19 protein-coding genes are annotated in these 17088 nt (G+C 43.3%); 2 read left to right on the top strand and 17 right to left on the bottom strand.

Going from position 1 to position 17088, the window contains the following annotated elements; genetic code table 11:
* Nucleotides 1–109: 109 nt before the first annotated feature.
* From MsAm2_RS03825 to MsAm2_RS03905, 17 genes are all read right to left on the bottom strand, one after another.
* Nucleotides 110–301 (bottom strand): Trm112 family protein, encoded by a 192-nt coding sequence (locus tag MsAm2_RS03825; RefSeq protein WP_338098432.1) that lies wholly within the window; start codon nucleotides 299–301, stop codon nucleotides 110–112.
* Between the two features lies 1 nt (nucleotide 302).
* Nucleotides 303–950 carry a MarC family protein gene (locus MsAm2_RS03830; RefSeq protein WP_338098433.1) on the bottom strand — a complete coding sequence of 216 codons (648 nt, stop codon included), beginning with the start codon at nucleotides 948–950 and terminating at the stop codon, nucleotides 303–305.
* Between the two features lie 415 nt (nucleotides 951–1365).
* Complete coding sequence (locus MsAm2_RS03835; protein WP_338098434.1) at nucleotides 1366–1926, bottom strand: hypothetical protein; 561 nt, start codon at nucleotides 1924–1926, stop codon at nucleotides 1366–1368.
* 3 nt (nucleotides 1927–1929) lie between these two features.
* Nucleotides 1930–2157, bottom strand: a complete 228-nt coding sequence (locus tag MsAm2_RS03840; protein WP_338098436.1) for a hypothetical protein — start codon at nucleotides 2155–2157, stop codon at nucleotides 1930–1932.
* Nucleotides 2158–2160: 3 nt separating this feature from the next.
* Complete coding sequence (locus MsAm2_RS03845) at nucleotides 2161–4383, bottom strand: hypothetical protein (protein ID WP_338098437.1); 2223 nt, start codon at nucleotides 4381–4383, stop codon at nucleotides 2161–2163.
* 389 nt (nucleotides 4384–4772) lie between these two features.
* Entirely contained in the window at nucleotides 4773–7277 is a 2505-nt protein-coding gene (locus tag MsAm2_RS03850) for a hypothetical protein (protein ID WP_338098438.1), read from the bottom strand.
* Between the two features lie 459 nt (nucleotides 7278–7736).
* Entirely contained in the window at nucleotides 7737–7886 is a 150-nt protein-coding gene (locus MsAm2_RS03855) for a hypothetical protein (RefSeq protein ID WP_338098439.1), read from the bottom strand.
* Nucleotides 7887–7914: 28 nt separating this feature from the next.
* A complete protein-coding gene (locus tag MsAm2_RS03860) occupies nucleotides 7915–8508 on the bottom strand; it encodes a cobalt-precorrin-7 (C(5))-methyltransferase (protein ID WP_338098440.1) in 594 nt (197 codons plus the stop codon).
* 33 nt (nucleotides 8509–8541) lie between these two features.
* Nucleotides 8542–9684, bottom strand: a complete 1143-nt coding sequence (locus MsAm2_RS03865; RefSeq protein WP_338098506.1) for a cobalt-precorrin-5B (C(1))-methyltransferase — start codon at nucleotides 9682–9684, stop codon at nucleotides 8542–8544.
* Between the two features lie 175 nt (nucleotides 9685–9859).
* Nucleotides 9860–10588, bottom strand: coding sequence for a precorrin-8X methylmutase (locus MsAm2_RS03870; RefSeq protein ID WP_338098441.1), 729 nt, complete (start codon nucleotides 10586–10588; stop codon nucleotides 9860–9862).
* A 251-nt stretch (nucleotides 10589–10839) separates the two neighbouring features.
* The gene (cobJ, locus tag MsAm2_RS03875; RefSeq protein ID WP_338098507.1) at nucleotides 10840–11658 is read right to left on the bottom strand and encodes a precorrin-3B C(17)-methyltransferase; all 819 of its coding nucleotides are present in this window, start codon (nucleotides 11656–11658) and stop codon (nucleotides 10840–10842) included.
* Nucleotides 11648–12001 carry a cobalamin biosynthesis protein gene (locus MsAm2_RS03880; RefSeq protein ID WP_338098442.1) on the bottom strand — a complete coding sequence of 118 codons (354 nt, stop codon included), beginning with the start codon at nucleotides 11999–12001 and terminating at the stop codon, nucleotides 11648–11650. Before MsAm2_RS03880 ends, cobJ begins: the two co-directional genes overlap by 11 nt.
* Nucleotides 12002–12020: 19 nt before the next feature.
* Nucleotides 12021–12644: a cobalamin biosynthesis protein CbiG gene (locus tag MsAm2_RS03885; protein WP_338098443.1), complete on the bottom strand. Its 624-nt coding sequence runs from the start codon at nucleotides 12642–12644 to the stop codon at nucleotides 12021–12023.
* 32 nt (nucleotides 12645–12676) lie between these two features.
* Entirely contained in the window at nucleotides 12677–13537 is an 861-nt protein-coding gene (locus MsAm2_RS03890; RefSeq protein WP_338098444.1) for a cobalt-precorrin-4/precorrin-4 C(11)-methyltransferase, read from the bottom strand.
* A 3-nt stretch (nucleotides 13538–13540) separates the two neighbouring features.
* Nucleotides 13541–14179, bottom strand: a complete 639-nt coding sequence (locus tag MsAm2_RS03895; protein ID WP_338098445.1) for a cobalt-factor II C(20)-methyltransferase — start codon at nucleotides 14177–14179, stop codon at nucleotides 13541–13543.
* 184 nt (nucleotides 14180–14363) lie between these two features.
* The gene (locus tag MsAm2_RS03900; protein ID WP_338098446.1) at nucleotides 14364–14741 is read right to left on the bottom strand and encodes a hypothetical protein; all 378 of its coding nucleotides are present in this window, start codon (nucleotides 14739–14741) and stop codon (nucleotides 14364–14366) included.
* Between the two features lie 48 nt (nucleotides 14742–14789).
* On the bottom strand, nucleotides 14790–14912 hold the full coding sequence (locus tag MsAm2_RS03905; RefSeq protein WP_338098447.1) for a class I SAM-dependent methyltransferase: 123 nt from the start codon (nucleotides 14910–14912) through the stop codon (nucleotides 14790–14792).
* A gap of 1071 nt (nucleotides 14913–15983) precedes the next feature.
* Between MsAm2_RS03905 and MsAm2_RS03910 the strand changes: the two genes are divergently transcribed.
* Both MsAm2_RS03910 and MsAm2_RS03915 read left to right on the top strand, forming a co-directional pair.
* Complete coding sequence (locus tag MsAm2_RS03910) at nucleotides 15984–16688, top strand: energy-coupling factor ABC transporter permease (protein ID WP_338098448.1); 705 nt, start codon at nucleotides 15984–15986, stop codon at nucleotides 16686–16688.
* A gap of 20 nt (nucleotides 16689–16708) precedes the next feature.
* Nucleotides 16709–17020, top strand: a complete 312-nt coding sequence (locus tag MsAm2_RS03915) for an energy-coupling factor ABC transporter substrate-binding protein (RefSeq protein WP_338098449.1) — start codon at nucleotides 16709–16711, stop codon at nucleotides 17018–17020.
* The last annotated feature ends 68 nt before the right edge of the window (nucleotides 17021–17088 follow it).

Here is a 17088-nt window from a genome sequence, read left to right on the forward strand (position 1 = left end):
AATTTATTCCTTTAATATAACCTGTGTATTAATAAAATTTATTGGTCATGTTTTTTGCATTTTTTTCTTTGTTTTTGCTTTTTTTGCATTTTTTTTGCTTTTTGTTTTTTTAAAATTCCCGCATGTCGGGCGGCAGCAAATTCGGGATTTTGTTTTCAATCGGGAAATAAATTTGGCAAGCTTCGCAATACAAATTTCCGGAAATGATTTCGGTTTTGTCCGCGTTTTCTTCTTCCGGTTTTGCTTGAAGATTTTTGCGGCACATCGGGCAAACCAGCAGGGATAAATTTTCTTTTTTCATGTCAGACGGCTCCCGCGATAAATAATTGATAAATGTTGTACAGTCCAAGCGTAATCATGCTGACGGCGATTGCGGCCAGGAAGAGACCCAAAAGACGGGTGATGACCAATGTTCCGGTGTAGCCGAGATAGGTGCTGATTTTTCGGGAAAAATAAAATCCGACGTAGGTGATGACAAACACCAGAAGAATGGCGAAGATGACCATCGCGTCGTTGGCAAAAGATGTGCTTCCGCCCATGAGAACGATGACGGTGGAGATGAGTCCCGGCCCGCACAAAAGCGGAATCGCGATTGGGAAAATCCAGAAGTCTTTGTCTTGGGATTCGTCGATTTCCGCTTGCGTGACGCTGTGGGTCATTTTGGCGGTCATCATGTTGTAGCCGATGGTAAAGAGCAAGATTCCGCCGGCGACACGTAAAGAATCCACGCCGATTCCAAGAAAACTGAGGACCAAAGATCCGGCGATCGCGAAAAACAAAGCAACCGCCGCCGCAAGAATTACAGATCTTTTGGCGTACATGTTTTTGGCTTTTTCGGGATAACTGCTGGTCATGGACACAAAAGTAAACAGGGCGCTGATGGGGTTTACGATGACGAAAATGGCCGTAAACGCATATAAAAAGAAAGAAAAAAGCGTAACGGTGTCCATTTTAAACCCTGAATTCCCAAGTTTATCTTTTGATCATTAAATTAAAAACAGGTGATAAATTGTAAAAATTTGATATGAAATTACTTTTTCGAATATATAAAGGAATACGGTGGCGAAACAAATCCGGAAAATAAATCTTTTCAAAACCAGGAAAATGGCAAAATCTGCAAGAATCATAAAGCATAGAATGAAAATTCAGAAATCATAAAGCACAGAATGAAAAATCATAATTTGAAAGTCTGCAAAAATCAATAAAAAAAGCCGGCATTCCTGCCGGCTTTTTCATTTTTCATTCCGTTTTTAAAAATGAATCCCCAAGTTCATTTTTTTGATGAAGCGTTTTTTCGTTTTTGTTTTTTTACTTATTCAAACTTCTTCTATTTATTTCTTTTTCTTTTCTTTTCATTTTTTTAAATTATTTCTTCTTCAAAACGAAATACCAATAGGCAATTCCGCCGACAAGAAGAACCGCCAAAACGCCCGCAATAATCCAAATCCAAGAATTTCCAAATTCCAAGCCGGAACCGTTTCCGTTGCCGGAAACATTATTGTTTGGATTGTTATTTTGGTTTTGGTTGGTTTGGTTTTGGTTGGTTTGGTTGCCGCTTGGATTGTTTTGTCCGTCGTTTGAACTTCCGGTTTGCGGCGGTTCGCTTGAAACATTTCCGTTTCCGTTTCCAACGATTCTGACATTTTCACCGCCAAAACCACCGGAACCACCCTGTTTTGCTTTTTCCGTTCTTTCAATCAGGCCTTCACTTGGACCGGACGCATCCAAATCATCCGTTTCTGCCATTCTTGCATAGAATGTATATTCTGTGTCCGACGACAGTCCCGTGAATTCACGGGAAGATTGCCAATTTTCGCCCTCTCTTTTGTATTCAGCTCCCGAAATCTCTGCCAATGTAATGGTTGTCGATGTCTTTGAATCCAAGACCGGAGCATTAGGAGCCACTTGAGTACCTTTCGTTGTCACACCCTATGAACTGCTTGAATCGGACGCATCCAAATCATCCGTTTCTGCCATTCTTGCATAGAATGTATATTCTGTGTCCGACGACAGTCCCGTGAATTCACGGGAAGATTGCCAATTTTCGCCCTCTCTTTTGTATTCAGCTCCCGAAATCTCTGCCAATGTAATGGTTGTCGATGTCTTTGAATCCAAGACCGGAGCATTAGGAGCCACTTGAGTACCTTTCGTTGTCACACCCTATGAACTGCTTGAATCGGACGCATCCAAATCATCCGTTTCTGCCATTCTTGCATAGAATGTATATTCTGTGTCCGACGACAGTCCCGTGAATTCACGGGAAGATTGCCAATTTTCGCCCTCTCTTTTGTATTCAGCTCCCGAAATCTCTGCCAATGTAATGGTTGTCGATGTCTTTGAATCCAAGACCGGAGCATTAGGAGCATTTTGAGTTCCTTTTGTCGTCACATACAAGGGAGCGCCGAGGGGTGATGGTCCGGATGAACCCGTTTCTTTAATATACGCATAGAATTTATATTTCGTATTGGGATTCAATCCTGTAAATTCACATGAATTTTGCCAGTTTATGTCCCCTTCCTTTTTATATTCCGCGTCGGCAATTTCTTTTAATGTAACCGTTGTGGATGTTTTTGAATCCAATTCAAGAATTGGAGCAGCCGGTGCTTCTTTGGCCGTAATTAATCCGCCACTTGCCTGATACAAATACAATTTTCCTTCGTTGTCTGAGTAGGAATGGAATTTTGTAACATAAGCTCCATCCGTGATTTCAACATAATAGAGTGTATTTGCTGTATACCCTTCTTTTAAAGTTTCAACAACGAGGGTACCATTTCCATTTTTAATTTGATCTTCGGAATATCCTTGAATGAGTGCAAAATCGTTAGGCGACCCCGGCGTGTAAATGCTTCCGCCGTCAATGATAATCGTTGAAGTTCCGTCGGCTCCGGGTGTTGAATCACCTCCACCTTTTCCGCCACCGATTGCATAACCGCCGAATGCAGGAGTGACCGTTAGGGTTCCACCTTTGATTAATATGTTTGCAGCACCACCGCCGCCGCCGATGTCGTCGTCGCTGCCGCCGTCGCTGCCGCCGCCGCCGCCGCCGAGGCCGCCGCCACTGCCGCCGTAGTTGCCGGCACCACCCGTTGCTGTTTCAATATGTGCAGAATCAGATATTGTGATTGTTCCGCTGCCGCCGCCGCTGCCGCCGCTGCCGTTGATACCGCCGCCACCGCCGCCGCCGCCGACGCCGCCGCCACTGCCGCCGTAGTTGCCGGCACCACCCGTTGCTGTTTCAATTTGTGCGGAATCAGTTATTGTGATTGTTCCGCTGCCGCCACCGCCGACGCCGCCGAAGCCGCCACCGCCGCCGCCGACGCCGCCGCCGCCACCGTCGGCGCCGGCACCACCCGTTGCTGTTTCAATTTGTGCAGAACCAGATATTGTGATTGTTCCGCTGCCTCCGCTGCCGTCGCCGCCGCCGCCGCCGCCGATGCCGCCGCCGCCGCTACCGATACTGGCACCGCTGGCACCACCCGTTGCTGTTTCAATTTGTGCAGAATCAGATATTGTGATTGTTCCGCTGCCGCCGAAGCCGCCGAAGCCGCCGAAGCAGCTACCGCCGCCGCCACCGATACCGGCACCGCCGCCGCCGACGCCGCCGCCGCCGCCGCCGCCGCCGCCGCCGGCACCACCCGTTGCTGTTTCAATATGTGCCGAATCAGATATTGTGATTGTTCCGCTGCCGCCGCCGCTGCCGCCGCCGCCGCCGATACCGGCACCACCGCCGCTGCCGACGGCACCGCCCGTTGCTTCAATCACAACAAACCCACCGATATTTATTGTTCCTGTGTTTTCTCCATCTGGAGAGCCGGCTTTTCCGCCGATTCCGGCACTTCCCGGACCGCCATAAACATTCAAATGGTTGGAATCTTTAACAGATTCATTGGCGGTAATTGTCAAAAATTGACCGGTACCGACATGAATTCCGGTTAAACTGAAAGTCGTGGCATCAATTTTGTTGTTGCCTTCCACGAAAAGAGTTGTGCCTTCGGCACCGTCGATGTCAATTCCATGTTTTCCGGAAGGTGCGGTGATGTTTAAATTTTGGATTGTTAAATTTAACGGCGCTGCTCGCGTCGCTGCTTCAATATTTGTATTTGCCAAAATTGTATTTTCATTGTCGCTGATGATTTTTAATTCGTTAATTCCGGCAGGAATTGTAATTGTTCCGCCGGTCCAACTCGTGCTTGTCAAAGTTAATGTGTTGTTGTTTCCGTCCCATCCGGAAATTTGTGTGGTCGCATCCGTTGCGTCGACTGCGGTCGCCACTCCGTCCGATGCCATTGCCATGCTTGGGAGGAGGATTAAAAAAACCGTGAGTACGATTGCGATTAGGATGAAGTTTTTCGCGGATTTTGCTTTTGCTTTATGTTTTTCCATATCTAAAACTCCTTTTTTGGTATTTCTGCATGTTTTCAACTTTTTATGATGTGACAACCAAAAAAGACATGTGTAAAAATCAAATGAACAACAAGGGATTTAAATCTATTGAAATTAGTTTCAATTTAGTTATATATTCTTTAAATTATACTCATGTTGTTGATAAAAAAGCCGGCAGAAATGCCGGCTTTTTTCGTTTTTTAATTTTTGAAAAATGTTTTTGAAAAATGTTTTTGAAAAATGTTTTTGAAAAATGTTTTTGAATTGTTTTTGAATTGTTTTTGAATTGTTTTTGAATTGTTTTTGAATTGTTTTTGAATTGTTTTTGAATTGTTTTTGAATTGTTTTTGAATTGTTTTTAAATTGTTTTTGAATTGTTTTCTCGTTTTTTAATTATTATCTATACTGTTTTTACGGTTTGTGTTTTTAAGATTATTTTTATTTTTATTTTCTTCCTCTTCCTCGTCTTTGTCTCGTTTTTTCCACAAGAAGAAGAACCAAAACAAAATTCCGGCAATAATCAGGAACAAAAGAATCCAAATCCAAAGAGGAATTCCTTTTCCGGATTCCTCAAGTCCTTTTCCGGACACCTGAACCGGAATTTCCTGACTTCCTGTTACGATTTCATTTTGAGTTCCGACAGGTTTTCCATTGTCCGTGATTTTGACGTTTTCTTCACCAAAACCACCGCTTCCGCCGCCGCCATTGTTTCCGCCGTTGTCATCATCATTGTTCTCGTCGTTATCATCATTGCCGGTTACAATTTCAAAATCATTTCCGTACAAGTACAATTTTCCGTTTTCATCCGCAACCGATGTAAAGACGGTCCCGGTCGCTTTGTTTTTGATTTTGACGACTTCTCCGGCGGCAAAATCCGTCCATTCATTTTTGTAGACTTTACCGGAGAGGCTGTTTTTGATTTGGTTGTTATCGGCTTCCGATGGGTCTTCGTAACCTTGCAAAATCGGGAAATCATTTTGTGAAGAATCATATTGTACGCCATTTCTTCCCGGCGTGTAAATACTTCCACCGTCAATGATAATTGTGGAAGTTCCGTGATTTCCGTTTTTATCCGAGGAGGAACCTGTTCCGGCCTTTCCACCGCCAATTGCGTTTCCATAGAAATTCGGGACAATGGAACGGTCTTTTGGGGCCGGGGTGATGCGAACAGTTCCGCCTTCAACTAAAATGGGTTGGCTTGCACTGCCGCCCTCTCCGCCATTACCGCCATTACCGCCATTACCGCCATTTTTACCGCTGCCGCCGCCTCCGCCGCCAATTCCGCTTCCATAACCATATTCCGTATTTGCAACAGATCCGCCATTGGCAATTATATTTTTAATTATGACAGCGCCAGACACCGTAATAGAATATCCGGCTCCGCCGTTTCCGCCCGACGTTCCGCCTGTTCCGGCACCGCCGCCGCCAATTCCGGCTCCGCTTCCCGCACCGTTTCCAAGTCCGCTCAAGATTTCATCAATGACGACCGAGTCGGAAACTGTAATGTTTTCGGCATTTCCGCCATTTCCGCCGGAACTTTCACAATTATATCCATAACTGAAACCGCCACCGCCTCCACCAATACCGCTTCCGCCGCCGCCGCCTCCATTGCTGACTTTTCCGGCAATATTTTTAACGGAGGCATTTTTTGAAATTGTAATGTTTTCAGCGTTTCCGCCGATTCCGGCCGGACCGCCGCTGTCGCCGCCGCCGCCGCCGCCACCGCCGCCGCCAATTCCGCTGCCGCCGCCGCCTCTTTGTCCTTCTCCCCCGGTCACATTTCCAAGGATGGCATCATCCGTAATCGTAATTGTTTTGCCGTCGCCACCGTTGGCCCCGATTCCGATTCCGGCGCTTTCTCCGCGTCCGCCGCCGCCGCCGCCGCCGCCAATTGAGCTTCCGCCGCCGCCTCTATGTCCGTCACCGCCGGTTATATTTCCAATGTTTACCAATCCGGACAAAATAATGTTTTCACCGGTTCCGCCGCCGCCGCCTGTTCCATTTCCGTTTCCGTATCCGCTCCCGGCACCACCACCGCCGCCACCAATTCCACTTCCGCCGCCGGCAAAAGACTCCGTGTCTGTGAATTTACCACCGGTGATATTTTGAATGACAACAAAATCGGTGATAGTAATATTTTTGCCGTCTCCGCCAACTCCGCCGGCAACCAATTGTATTCTGTTTTTTCCGCCGCCGCCGCCGATTCCGCTTCCGCCGCCCCCATCAATTCCGTTTCCACCGATAACATCGGAAAGCACAAGAAAACCATTAATAAGGATGGTTCCACCGGACTCACCGTCTCTTTGCCCGATTTCGTCCAACTCCCCGGATCCGGAGATTCCGCCGATTGCGGCACAACTCGGGCCGCCGTAGACACTCAGCGAATTCAGGTTTTCGACAGAATCCGGCTCATTTGCGGTGATGGTCAAATAAGTACTCTCACCGACGTGAATTCCGGCAAGAAATGTTGCCGGAGATGCAGCTGCCCATGGTTTGTTGATTGTGTTTTTGCCGAGCAAAGTCAGTGTCGTGCTTGCGTTTTTGTTGGCGATATCGACCCCGTTTTTACCGGGACCGGCAACCAATTGCATATCTGCAAGTGTTAAATAAAGCGCGTCTGTTCGTGTAGCCGACGCTTCAATGTTTGTGTTTTCAAAAACAAAACTCGGGTCATTGCTTCTTATGACCAGGTGAGTAATATTATTATCAATTACAATCGTTCCGCCAACCCACGCATCCGTATTTAAAGTCAGAACGTTATCAGACCCATCCCATCCGGAAAGGAGAAACGTTGCATGGCTGGCATTATCCGCTTCTTCAATAGCGCCTTGCGCAAGCGTCATGCTTGGAATTAATACAAAAAGAATTGCAAGAGCCGCAAAAATAAGAAACAATTTCTGAATTGATTTTGTTGAAACCGTTGATCGAATTATATTTGTTGTCATCATTTTTCTCTGAATTGTCAATTAAATTCATAAAAAGTTTTATTAAATCTATATTATTTCATTTATTTATATATCTATTACAATCGATATAATAATTATTTTTATATATATTTTATTGAAAATAGTTCCTATTAAGATAGTACTTCTGAAAAAAATAGAAAAATCAATCAAAAAAATAAAAAGTAAATCAAAAAAATAGAAAAAAATCAATCAAAAAAATAAAAAGTAAATCAAAAAAATAGAAAAAATCAATCAAAAAATAAAAAATAAATAGAAAGTAAATCAAAAAAATAAATAACTAAATAAATAAATGTATAAATAAATAAATAAATAAATAAATAAATAAATAAATAAAAACAGAAATTAAAAACAAAAGAGCCAATTTTATATAACTAAATTTAAAAAAAATCAAATCCGTGTCAAAACGATTTTATCCGATAACGTTTTTGAAATATGGTGCTCTTCCCCGCATTGCGGACATTTGACCGGGTCGCCCAGCTCTTTTTCAATCATGTAAATCCAGTTGTTACACTTTTTACATTTTCGAACAAGATTCATAAACCGGCTCCCTAAGCATTTGGATACTTTATTTTAAAATTATCATCAGTCCGTACAAATCCGAATCCGGAACCGGTGGATTTTGCGGGCTTCCTCTTTTTATTTTTTCTTCCGGATAGCCAAGCTCTTCTAAGGAATAAATATCAGCCTTCATTTTTTCATGAAGGAGAAGCGCGCCAACCTCGGCGGCGCCAAATTTCTCATCCGGCAGCAAAAAAATGTTTTTACCGGTTTTGAGTTCCGCCAACAGCTCATTTTTCGCCAAATGTACATCTTCCCGGCCGTGTGCGGTGATGCAGTAAAAGTTTGTCAAATTCACATGAAGGCGAGCGCACGCGATTTGAAAAGAAGAAATTCCCGGAATGACTTTGTCCTTCTCCGTCGCGAATTTCCCAAGACCGGAAAACATCGGGTCGCCCGTTGACAAAATGACAGCATCTTGGGGCAGTAGATGAAGATTTTTAAAACTTTTTAAAGCTTCCACAGGGGTGCCTGTCGGAATATATTTCTTCGCGATTTCCAAAGCACGGCCGGAACCATAAATTATGGACGCGTTTTGAATTGCCTCAATTCCTTCTTCCGTAAGCATTCCCGGACCCACGCCGACGCCAACCACAATCATTTCATTTTACCCCAAAAATCCTTGTCAAAAAAATCATTCTTTCGTCAAATAATTAAACTCATTTTTACTGTCCAAAAATACAATCCCATCCCGCTCAATCACGACAATCCGGGCGCCCTTTCCTTTTTTGACCGCCATGTCAAACGCTTTTTGGATCCGTTCATTTTTCGGGTCTTGCTCAATCATTTCCACAACCGTCGCAAATTCGCTTCCCGCCATCATCGCCGGATTTCCCCACTTCAAAACCAATCCGGGAAGGCCGCAAACCACGATTTCTTCCGCCGCCTTTGCCGCGTCGATTCCTTCCGAAATCCGGCTTCCAACCATTATAATATCGTAGCCCGGAAACAACATGCTGGAAATGCCCATTCCTTGCCGTCCGGTCGTCAGCACCAATTTTTTGGATTTTTGAATCAATTCATCTTTCATTTCTCCCAAATGATCATTCCACGGCTCGACAAAACCGGTCGTTCCTAAAATGGAAATGCCGCCTTTAATTCCAATGCGGTCGTTGAGTGTTTTTTTACTGAGCTCGACCCCTTCCGGAATGGAAATGGAAACAACCAAAAATAATGAATTTTGAACACAGACCGCATTGTATTGGCCGATTTCCTTTAAAGCTTCCATCACAGCTTCCCGGATTTGAGCCTTCGGTTTGGGATTGATCGCATATTCACCGGGCGGCGTTTCAAAACCGGAACGCTCAATTATTCCAACGCCGGGACCGCCGGTGATAATAATGTTGGAAACAGCTTTTGAAAAATCAACTTCCGCCCCCAAAATTGTTCCATTTGATTTGGCGTCCGGCTCGACAAACCGGGCAGTTGCGCAAAATAAAATATTTCGTGTGATGTCGGATTCATGGTCATTCCAGACTTTTCGAACGCCGGATTTTCCGTCTTTGGCAAAATCAATTCCCATTTCCGCTAAAAGACTGATCGGAGTCGGAATAGAAATGATTTCTCCAGATGAAACATCTCGCCCCAGCGATAAAACGGCGGCTTTTGCGGCCGCGGCGGACGTGGTTCCGGTCGTAAACCCGCGCTTTAAATATGAGCCGTCGCTTAAAACAACCGCCAGTCCCTTCTCCACTAAATTTCTCAGGTCGTCTCTTGGAAGCGGCGACTTTAAAATCCATTCTTCGGGAATCTCAAAATCATTCACGGGATCTTTCATAAAAATCATAATGTTCATATTGTATTTTATATTTGTATTTATTCAATCGATCCGAAAGTTTGCGTTTTTCAGGTTTGTTTTTTTTTCAAAAGGACTGCAAAAAAACCAAACAAAAAACAAAAAAAGAAAAATGAAATGAAAAACAAAAGAAAAATCGATTGAAAAATCAATTCGATTATTCATTTTTCTTGGATTCGTTGGCAATCGCGATGATTTCATTCACGCAAGCCACCGCCATTGGTGTTCCACCGCGGGTTCCGACGCACGTAATCGATGGCACCGGAATTTTTAAGTCACGCACCATTTCTTTGGATTCGGCGGCGTTGACAAAACCAACCGGCGTTCCGACAATTAAAGCCGGACGCAATCCTTTTTCAATCAGGCGGCAAATGGTAATCGCGGCCGACGGCGCGTTTCCAATCGCGATAATCGCGCCGTTTAAACGGTCCCGAGAAGCCAAATATCCGGCCGCGGTCCGGGTAATTCCGTATTTTTTGGCAATTTCGGCGTCTTTGTCCTCATCCAAAACACAAATCACATCACAGTTGTGCCCCATTTTGGTGATTCCCGACTTGACCATGTTAATGTCCACAAAAATCGGCGCGCCTTTTAAAACAGCATCAACACCCGCCTCAACCGGAGAATGTCTGAATTCCATGATTTCCGCAACGGAAATGTCGCCTGTCGCCACAGCGCAGCGCTGACGGATTCGGTCTTCCGGCGTTTTATTTCCAACCACACCTTGAATATAGGTCCGGCTCTTCATGTAAATGGTTTTGGCTTCATCCGTGCTGGCTCCGAAATCTGCGCATGTTTGAATAAATTCCGGATCAATCTCAATCGTTAAAGAAACAAGCTCATCCAGCGTTCCATATTTTTTATTTTTATCCGTCAGGGGTGCCATAATCTTTTTCTCCGTCAAATCCGAAAAATGAAAAAGTGAAATGATTCAATCTGATTCAATCCGAATTATTTAAATCATTTCTTCTATTATAATTTAATTTAAATATAATATAATTCATATCTATTTCTTATTCGAATTTATTATGAATTAAATCCTGAATGTTCTTTCACTTTAAAATGTTGTTCCTTATCTTTTAAAAAATATGAAAAAATATTTTTCAAAAAACATGAAAAAATATCTTCAAGCATCACTTAATATTCATATTTTTTTTGATAACCCCTTGGAGTTATGATTTTGTCTCCATGCGGGCTTTTCCAAATCCGGGAATCACTGTTACAAATGATGATGGCCGTTCGCATATCCACCCAATCATTGTAATTTAAAACATCCCCAAGCGTCGTGACAATAAATTCCTGTTCATCCCCTCGGAGCGCGTTTTTAACCAGGCCGACCGGGACATGTGCCGGTTTGTGCCGCTTGATGATTTCAATCGCCCGCTCAAAATTAGAGGTTCTTTGCCGGCTTTTGGGATTGTAAAGTGAAATAATAAAATCCGCCTGAGATGCCAAATCCAATCTTTTTTCAATGACTTCCCACGGTGTCAGCAAGTCGCTCAAACTAATGGTAGCCGCATCCGTTACAATCGGCGCTCCAAGAACGCTGGCACCGGCCAGCATCGCCGTCACGCCGGGAACGACCTCAATGTCGACATCCAAATGATTCCGTTCGGCAACCTCAATGACAATGCCAGCCATGCCGTAAACATTGGCGTCCCCGCCGCTGACCATTACCGCGACATGATTTTCCGCCATTTTCACCGCTTCTTTGGCCCGATCCACTTCCTGGCCCATACTGCTCCGGTACACGTTTTGAGTGGTGATGAGCGACTCAATTTGATCCAAGTACGTATCGTTTCCCAAAATGTAATCCGCGTTTAGAATGACATTTTTGGCATGGACGGTCAGCTGTTCTACCGATCCGGGACCGATTCCGACAATGTAGAGTTTTCCTTTTTTGGAAGCAGACGGCGATGGTGACGAAGACGGCTGGTTTTGTTCTTTATTTGGCAATGGCAATTGTAACTCTCCCGTAGACTTTTTTTTTCATGACTAATTGATGATTTTTTGATAAAGCTAATGCGGCCGGCTCAGCAACTCCTTTTAAGCCGAAGCGTGAAGCTTCGGATTTTGATTCCGGTTCGTTTTCATTAATAATTTCGTCCGGCAAAAACCGGATTTCTTTGCCCAATGTTTGAGCGGCGGACAAAAGCCCTTCCTCATCTTTTTTTAAGGTGGACGAGGCCAGCATTTCAATCTCCGATAAATTTATTTTATTTTCCGACAAGGATTTTTCGACGGCGAAAATCACCTCTTTTTCAGAAACACCGCGACGGGCGCCAATTCCCATAATCATCTCAAATTCTCCGGCTTTCTCAGGGTTGTTTTTCCTTGGGTTGTTTATCCTTGATTTGTTTTTCTTTATTTATTTTGTCCAATTCATCCGAACGGTCAACATCGATTTTTTCGCCGTTTCCATCTTTTCGTTGGACCAAAACGGACACATCTTCATCCACGACGATTATTTTCGGACCGCGGATTTCCAAAACATCCATTTCTTGATCCAAAAGAGCGCAATTGACAGCGATTGTGGACTTTTTATTTTTCACCACACAATTTAATTTTTCCGCGATTCCTTCCACGGATGGTTTTTGGTGAACTTCCGTCGCGGTGGTGATGACCGGAACAGCACCTAATTCCACTAAGCGGCGTGCCACTTCATTCCCGCCGTGATGGCCGCCGAGAACCGGGATTGCGAAATTTAAACCGGAATCCAAAACAACCAAAGCCGGATCGTCCCATTTGCTGCCCAAATACGGCGCAATTTCACGAACGGCAATCCCGCTCGCGAACAAAGCGACAACCACATTGTATTTGGAAAAAATGTCTTTAAAAATGCCTTTTTCATAAAGAACGACATCCCCCTTTAAGTGGGCGGAAACCTTCTTCGCAGTTTCCATGTTGCGCTCAAAAGTCAAAACGGCAATTTTTAAATCCATTCAAATCCGTTCTCCCTTCTTTTTTCAGTTTTTCAGTCCAAGGGTCCTTGTTTGACACCATACAGGTAAGATTTGGCATAATTTTTCGGGTCGACGACGTCGCCGATAATGATCATGGCGGACCGTTTAATGCCGGCATCTTTGACTTTTTTCGCGATATCGGCCACCGTTCCCCGGATGACTTCCTCATCTTCCCAAGACGCATGGAATACGACCGCAACCGGTGTTGTTTTCGGGCAGCGGACTTTGTTCATGATTTCTTCGATTTTTTGCGTTCCCAAGAAAATTGCCATGGTCACGCCCATTTCCGAAAATTCGGCAATTTGGTCGGACTCAAGCGTCGTTCCCGCCGGCCGTGTAATGATTAAAGAATCCGACACGTTATTGAGCGTAAATTGTGTTTCAAGCGCTGCCGCAACGGCAAAAACGGATGACACACCGGGGACGCGCTTGGCAAAAATGCCGTATTTTTTCAATTCTTCGGTTTGTTCCACAATGGACCCGTAAAGCGCCGGGTCGCCGCTGTGAAGGCGAACCACGCGTTTGCCGGCATTGACCGCGTCGACCGTGAGTTTTGTGGTTTCATCCAGCGTAAGGCCGTAGCTGTCAACACATTCTCCCTTTGTGTATTCCAACACTTTCGGGTTGACAAGCGATCCCGCATAAATGACCAAATCAGCTTTTTTGAGCAATTCCCGTCCCTTGACGGTAATTAATTTTTCGTCGCCGGGACCGGCACCGACAATATAAATCTCATTATTGACTTTCTTTGAACCTGTTTTTTTGTCTTTTTTCGGTTGGCTTTTGGGCTGGCTTTTCGTATTTATCACATTTTGCATGTTTTTCTCATTTTTGTTTTTCTCACTTTTGCTTTTCTTTTCCGGGCTTATCATAACTCATTCCTCGCCATTGTTTTGGTTCATTTTTTTTGCGTACATGATGCTGAAATAGTTTCCTTCTTCCGGGATTTTGTCTTGTTCTTTGATAATAATTTCCCGGTCCGAGAAAAGGCGTTCCGCAAAAATAAAGTCCTCATAACCTTGTTTTTTGAATTTATTCATGATTTCCCGGGGTTTTCGGGCTTTTAAGTGAATCATGTATCCAATGTCGGACCCATCGTGAACCTCAAAAGAAGATTCGACGGCGACACCCATTTGAGAAACGCAAGACGTGATGGAACTGATTCCAGGGACGGTTGCCGTCTTCACATCCGGCGCAACTTCCGCCATCACTTTTTTCAGATGCGTAAAGGTGGAAAAAAAGTTCGGATCTCCGATGAGGCAAAAGGCGACGGTTCCCTTTTTGGCATATTCCGCAACCTGTTGAGCATTTTTTGTCCAGATTTCATTGAGTTTTTCCTTGTCGTAAATCATCGGAAACTCCAAAATTTCGGGTTCCTCTGTCACGTACGGGCGGACCAAATCCGCTGCCATTTCTCCCGGAACGAAAACTTTCACGCTTTCTTTTAAAATGTTGACCGCTTTCACCGTGAGCAATTCCGGGTCACCCGGACCCAATCCGACACCATATAACATTTTTATTCTCCACGATATTTAGATTTAGAATTTTCAGAATTATTCGGTAAAATGATAAAAACATGATAGGAACAAATGATAAAAACAAATTAATGATGAGAGGAGTTGATAAATTTAAATTAAAATGATAACGGGTAAACGATATCTATGCTGTTGTTTTATGCTGTTGTTTTATGTTGGTGTATTACTGTTTTTCTTTTCTTTTGGCGGACATGATGTAGACCGGATTTTCCGGCTTAAACATGGTTTCCCCGGTCAGTTCTTCGCTTTTGGAAGCGATAATATGCACCGTTTCGTCATAAATGCCGAGTTTTTTCATATGTTCAATTACCCGGACAACGGTTTCAATCCGGACGGCGTTTACGACAATCGATCGGGCACCCTTTTTGACCAACATATCCAAAACGGCGGTAATGTTTTTGGTTCCTCCGACAAACGCGCAGTCGACTCTGTCCAGGCCGCTTAAAACGTCGGCGGACTCACCCAAAATCACCTCGGCGCAAATGCCGAAATTTTTAAAATTTTGAGTGGCTACATCGGTCGCAGCCAAACGGGCGTCCATCGCGTATATTTTTAAATTGTCCGCAAGGCGGGTAGCCTCAATGGAGATCTAACCGGTTCCGCAGCCGACATCTGCAAAAACATCTCCATCCCGGATATCCAGCTTGAAAAGAGAAACGGCAACGATCTCCGGTTTGGTAGGTCCGCCGCTGACGCCGATAAGTTCACGCATTTGATTTTCACCAATGTTTTTTATGATTCTGAAATATATGAATTGAATGAATCAATCTTGAATTTGAATGATTTGAATTTGAATGATTTGAATTTGAATGATTTGAATTTGATTGACAATGAATAATAAAAGTTGAGCTGCAGTTGAGTAGCACAAATGAAGGATGTTTTTATGAATAAATATTATGGTTCATCCGGTGAACGTGTCATCATTTGCATAATCTACCGACTTTATCATTTTACCGTCGTTTTATCATTTAAATTTGATTTAATTTGATTTCCCTTTCACGTTTGAAAAGTAAACTTCTAAATCACTCTGTTTTATTTTATATCTTTTCCTTTGGAAAAATTTGATTTTCTTCATTTTTTTGAGTTTGCCTGAATATTTTATTTTTTAACTGTTGAGCAATCTGTTTTTATTTTTTCAAATAATACATATATTGCCTAAAATGGTAACAAATGTTATTCAAATCTAAGGTCTTTATATGGAAAGAGAAGCCTATTCACTCTCACATGTTGAAAAACAATTGAATTGGTTTTATATTACATTGTATGTTCCTTGACATGGTTTTTAATTTCGATTTAATGTTGAAAAAATCAAAAAAATGAACTTTAAATGAAAAAAGATGTCTGGTGAACTAAAATCTGATCGGGCTCAATCCATCGGATTTATTTGATAAGTCTGATAAGTCTGATAAGTCTGATAAGTCTGATAAGTCTGATAAGTCTGATAAGTCTGATAAGTCTGATTTGTCCCGATAAAACCCAATCCAAATGAAATCCAATAATATTGTTTTTGTAAACAAAAAAATGTCTGTTTGTCAAAATTTTTTGTCAAAAATTTGTCAATACTCAATTCATTTGTCAATAATTTATCAAATGATTGTCAAAAATTTGTCAAAATGGTTGTCAATAATTTGTCAAAATGGTTGTCAATAATTTGTCAAAATGGTTGTCAATAATTTGTCAAATGATTTACAAATGTTTGTTGTTTTGAGTTTTCATTATGGCTTTCGTTAGAATTTTATGAATACAAATACATTTATTTCAAAAATACAGGAGTCAGAAAAACATGCACATCATGGAAGGATATCTTCCCGTTGAATGGGCGGCTTTTTGGTGGATTTTAACCTTTATTGTTTTGGGCGTTGGTATTTATCAGCTCAACAAATTGGTCCGGTCCAACCGCGAAGTTTTGCCGCTTTTGGCCGTCTCCGGCGCATTTATTTTCGTATTGTCCAGTTTAAAACTTCCGTCCGTCACGGGATCCTCTTCCCATCCAACCGGAACGGGACTTTCATCGATAGTTTTCGGACCGTTTATCACAGCCGTTTTGTCCGCCATCGTTCTTCTTTTCCAGGCACTTTTGCTGGCACACGGCGGCTTAACAACGCTTGGCGCCAACTGTTTCTCGATGGGATTTTTCGGCCCGCTTTTGGCCTACGGCTGTTACAAATTCCTGCAAAAAACCAAGATGAATGTCTACGTTAATGTGTTCATCGCGGCATTTGTCGCCGATTTGGCCACCTACGTTTTGACCTCCCTTCAATTGGCGCTCGCTTTCGGATTTGATGGCGGAATCAGTTCGATTCTTCAGCAATTTGTTGCCTTCCTCGGCATTTTCGCAATCACTCAAATCCCGCTGGCCGTCATTGAAGGATTAATTATCGCGGTTGCCATCAAATACATCGCCAAAGTAAAAGGTGATTTCTTGGTTAAAACCGGCACCGTTTCTGAAGAGCAGTTGAATAAAATGACAGCACCCGATGCGGTCTGAGGAGAAGGGAGGAATCAACAATGAAATTCAAACTCGAATATCTTTTAATTCTTGTCCTTTTGGCGTTTGCGATCTTTTTCGTCTACCAAACCTTCATTTCCGATTCGGAATTTGGCGGCGCGGACGGCCAAGCGGAAGACTACATTAATGAAATCAATCCGGATTATGAACCGATTGCAGAGCCTCTTTGGGAGCCGCCCGGCGGTGAAACCGAAAGCTTGCTCTTCTGTCTTCAGGGAGCGATCGGCGCTTTGATTATCGGGTGGTTCTTCGGCTACTATTACGCGTTGAGTAAAATTAAAAAAGATGCCAAGAAATCCAAAAATGCCTGATTCATTTTAAAAATAAACATCGCCGGCTTTTGCCGGCTTTGTTTTATTTTTTGTTTTTTTGTTTTTGT

Source organism: Methanolapillus ohkumae, assembly GCF_032594355.1.
Taxonomy (GTDB): Archaea; Halobacteriota; Methanosarcinia; order Methanosarcinales; family Methanosarcinaceae; genus Methanolapillus; species Methanolapillus ohkumae.

What these genes read in the sequence shown, in the direction of transcription:
- MsAm2_RS03905 (WP_338098447.1), bottom strand. Translation starts at nt 14,912, where the DNA reads ATGCGTGAACTTATCGGCGTCAGCGGCGGACCTACCAAACCGGAGATC.
- MsAm2_RS03910 (WP_338098448.1), top strand. Translation starts at nt 15,984, where the DNA reads ATGCACATCATGGAAGGATATCTTCCCGTTGAATGGGCGGCTTTTTGG.
- MsAm2_RS03895 (WP_338098445.1), bottom strand. Translation starts at nt 14,179, where the DNA reads ATGTTATATGGTGTCGGATTGGGTCCGGGTGACCCGGAATTGCTCACG.
- MsAm2_RS03915 (WP_338098449.1), top strand. Translation starts at nt 16,709, where the DNA reads ATGAAATTCAAACTCGAATATCTTTTAATTCTTGTCCTTTTGGCGTTT.
- MsAm2_RS03825 (WP_338098432.1), bottom strand. Translation starts at nt 301, where the DNA reads ATGAAAAAAGAAAATTTATCCCTGCTGGTTTGCCCGATGTGCCGCAAA.
- MsAm2_RS03860 (WP_338098440.1), bottom strand. Translation starts at nt 8,508, where the DNA reads ATGATTGTGGTTGGCGTCGGCGTGGGTCCGGGAATGCTTACGGAAGAA.
- MsAm2_RS03880 (WP_338098442.1), bottom strand. Translation starts at nt 12,001, where the DNA reads ATGATTATGGGAATTGGCGCCCGTCGCGGTGTTTCTGAAAAAGAGGTG.
- MsAm2_RS03865 (WP_338098506.1), bottom strand. Translation starts at nt 9,684, where the DNA reads ATGAAAGATCCCGTGAATGATTTTGAGATTCCCGAAGAATGGATTTTA.
- MsAm2_RS03870 (WP_338098441.1), bottom strand. Translation starts at nt 10,588, where the DNA reads ATGGCACCCCTGACGGATAAAAATAAAAAATATGGAACGCTGGATGAG.
- MsAm2_RS03890 (WP_338098444.1), bottom strand. Translation starts at nt 13,537, where the DNA reads ATGATAAGCCCGGAAAAGAAAAGCAAAAGTGAGAAAAACAAAAATGAG.
- MsAm2_RS03845 (WP_338098437.1), bottom strand. Translation starts at nt 4,383, where the DNA reads ATGGAAAAACATAAAGCAAAAGCAAAATCCGCGAAAAACTTCATCCTA.
- MsAm2_RS03830 (WP_338098433.1), bottom strand. Translation starts at nt 950, where the DNA reads ATGGACACCGTTACGCTTTTTTCTTTCTTTTTATATGCGTTTACGGCC.
- MsAm2_RS03900 (WP_338098446.1), bottom strand. Translation starts at nt 14,741, where the DNA reads ATGGACGCCCGTTTGGCTGCGACCGATGTAGCCACTCAAAATTTTAAA.
- MsAm2_RS03855 (WP_338098439.1), bottom strand. Translation starts at nt 7,886, where the DNA reads ATGAATCTTGTTCGAAAATGTAAAAAGTGTAACAACTGGATTTACATG.
- MsAm2_RS03885 (WP_338098443.1), bottom strand. Translation starts at nt 12,644, where the DNA reads ATGGATTTAAAAATTGCCGTTTTGACTTTTGAGCGCAACATGGAAACT.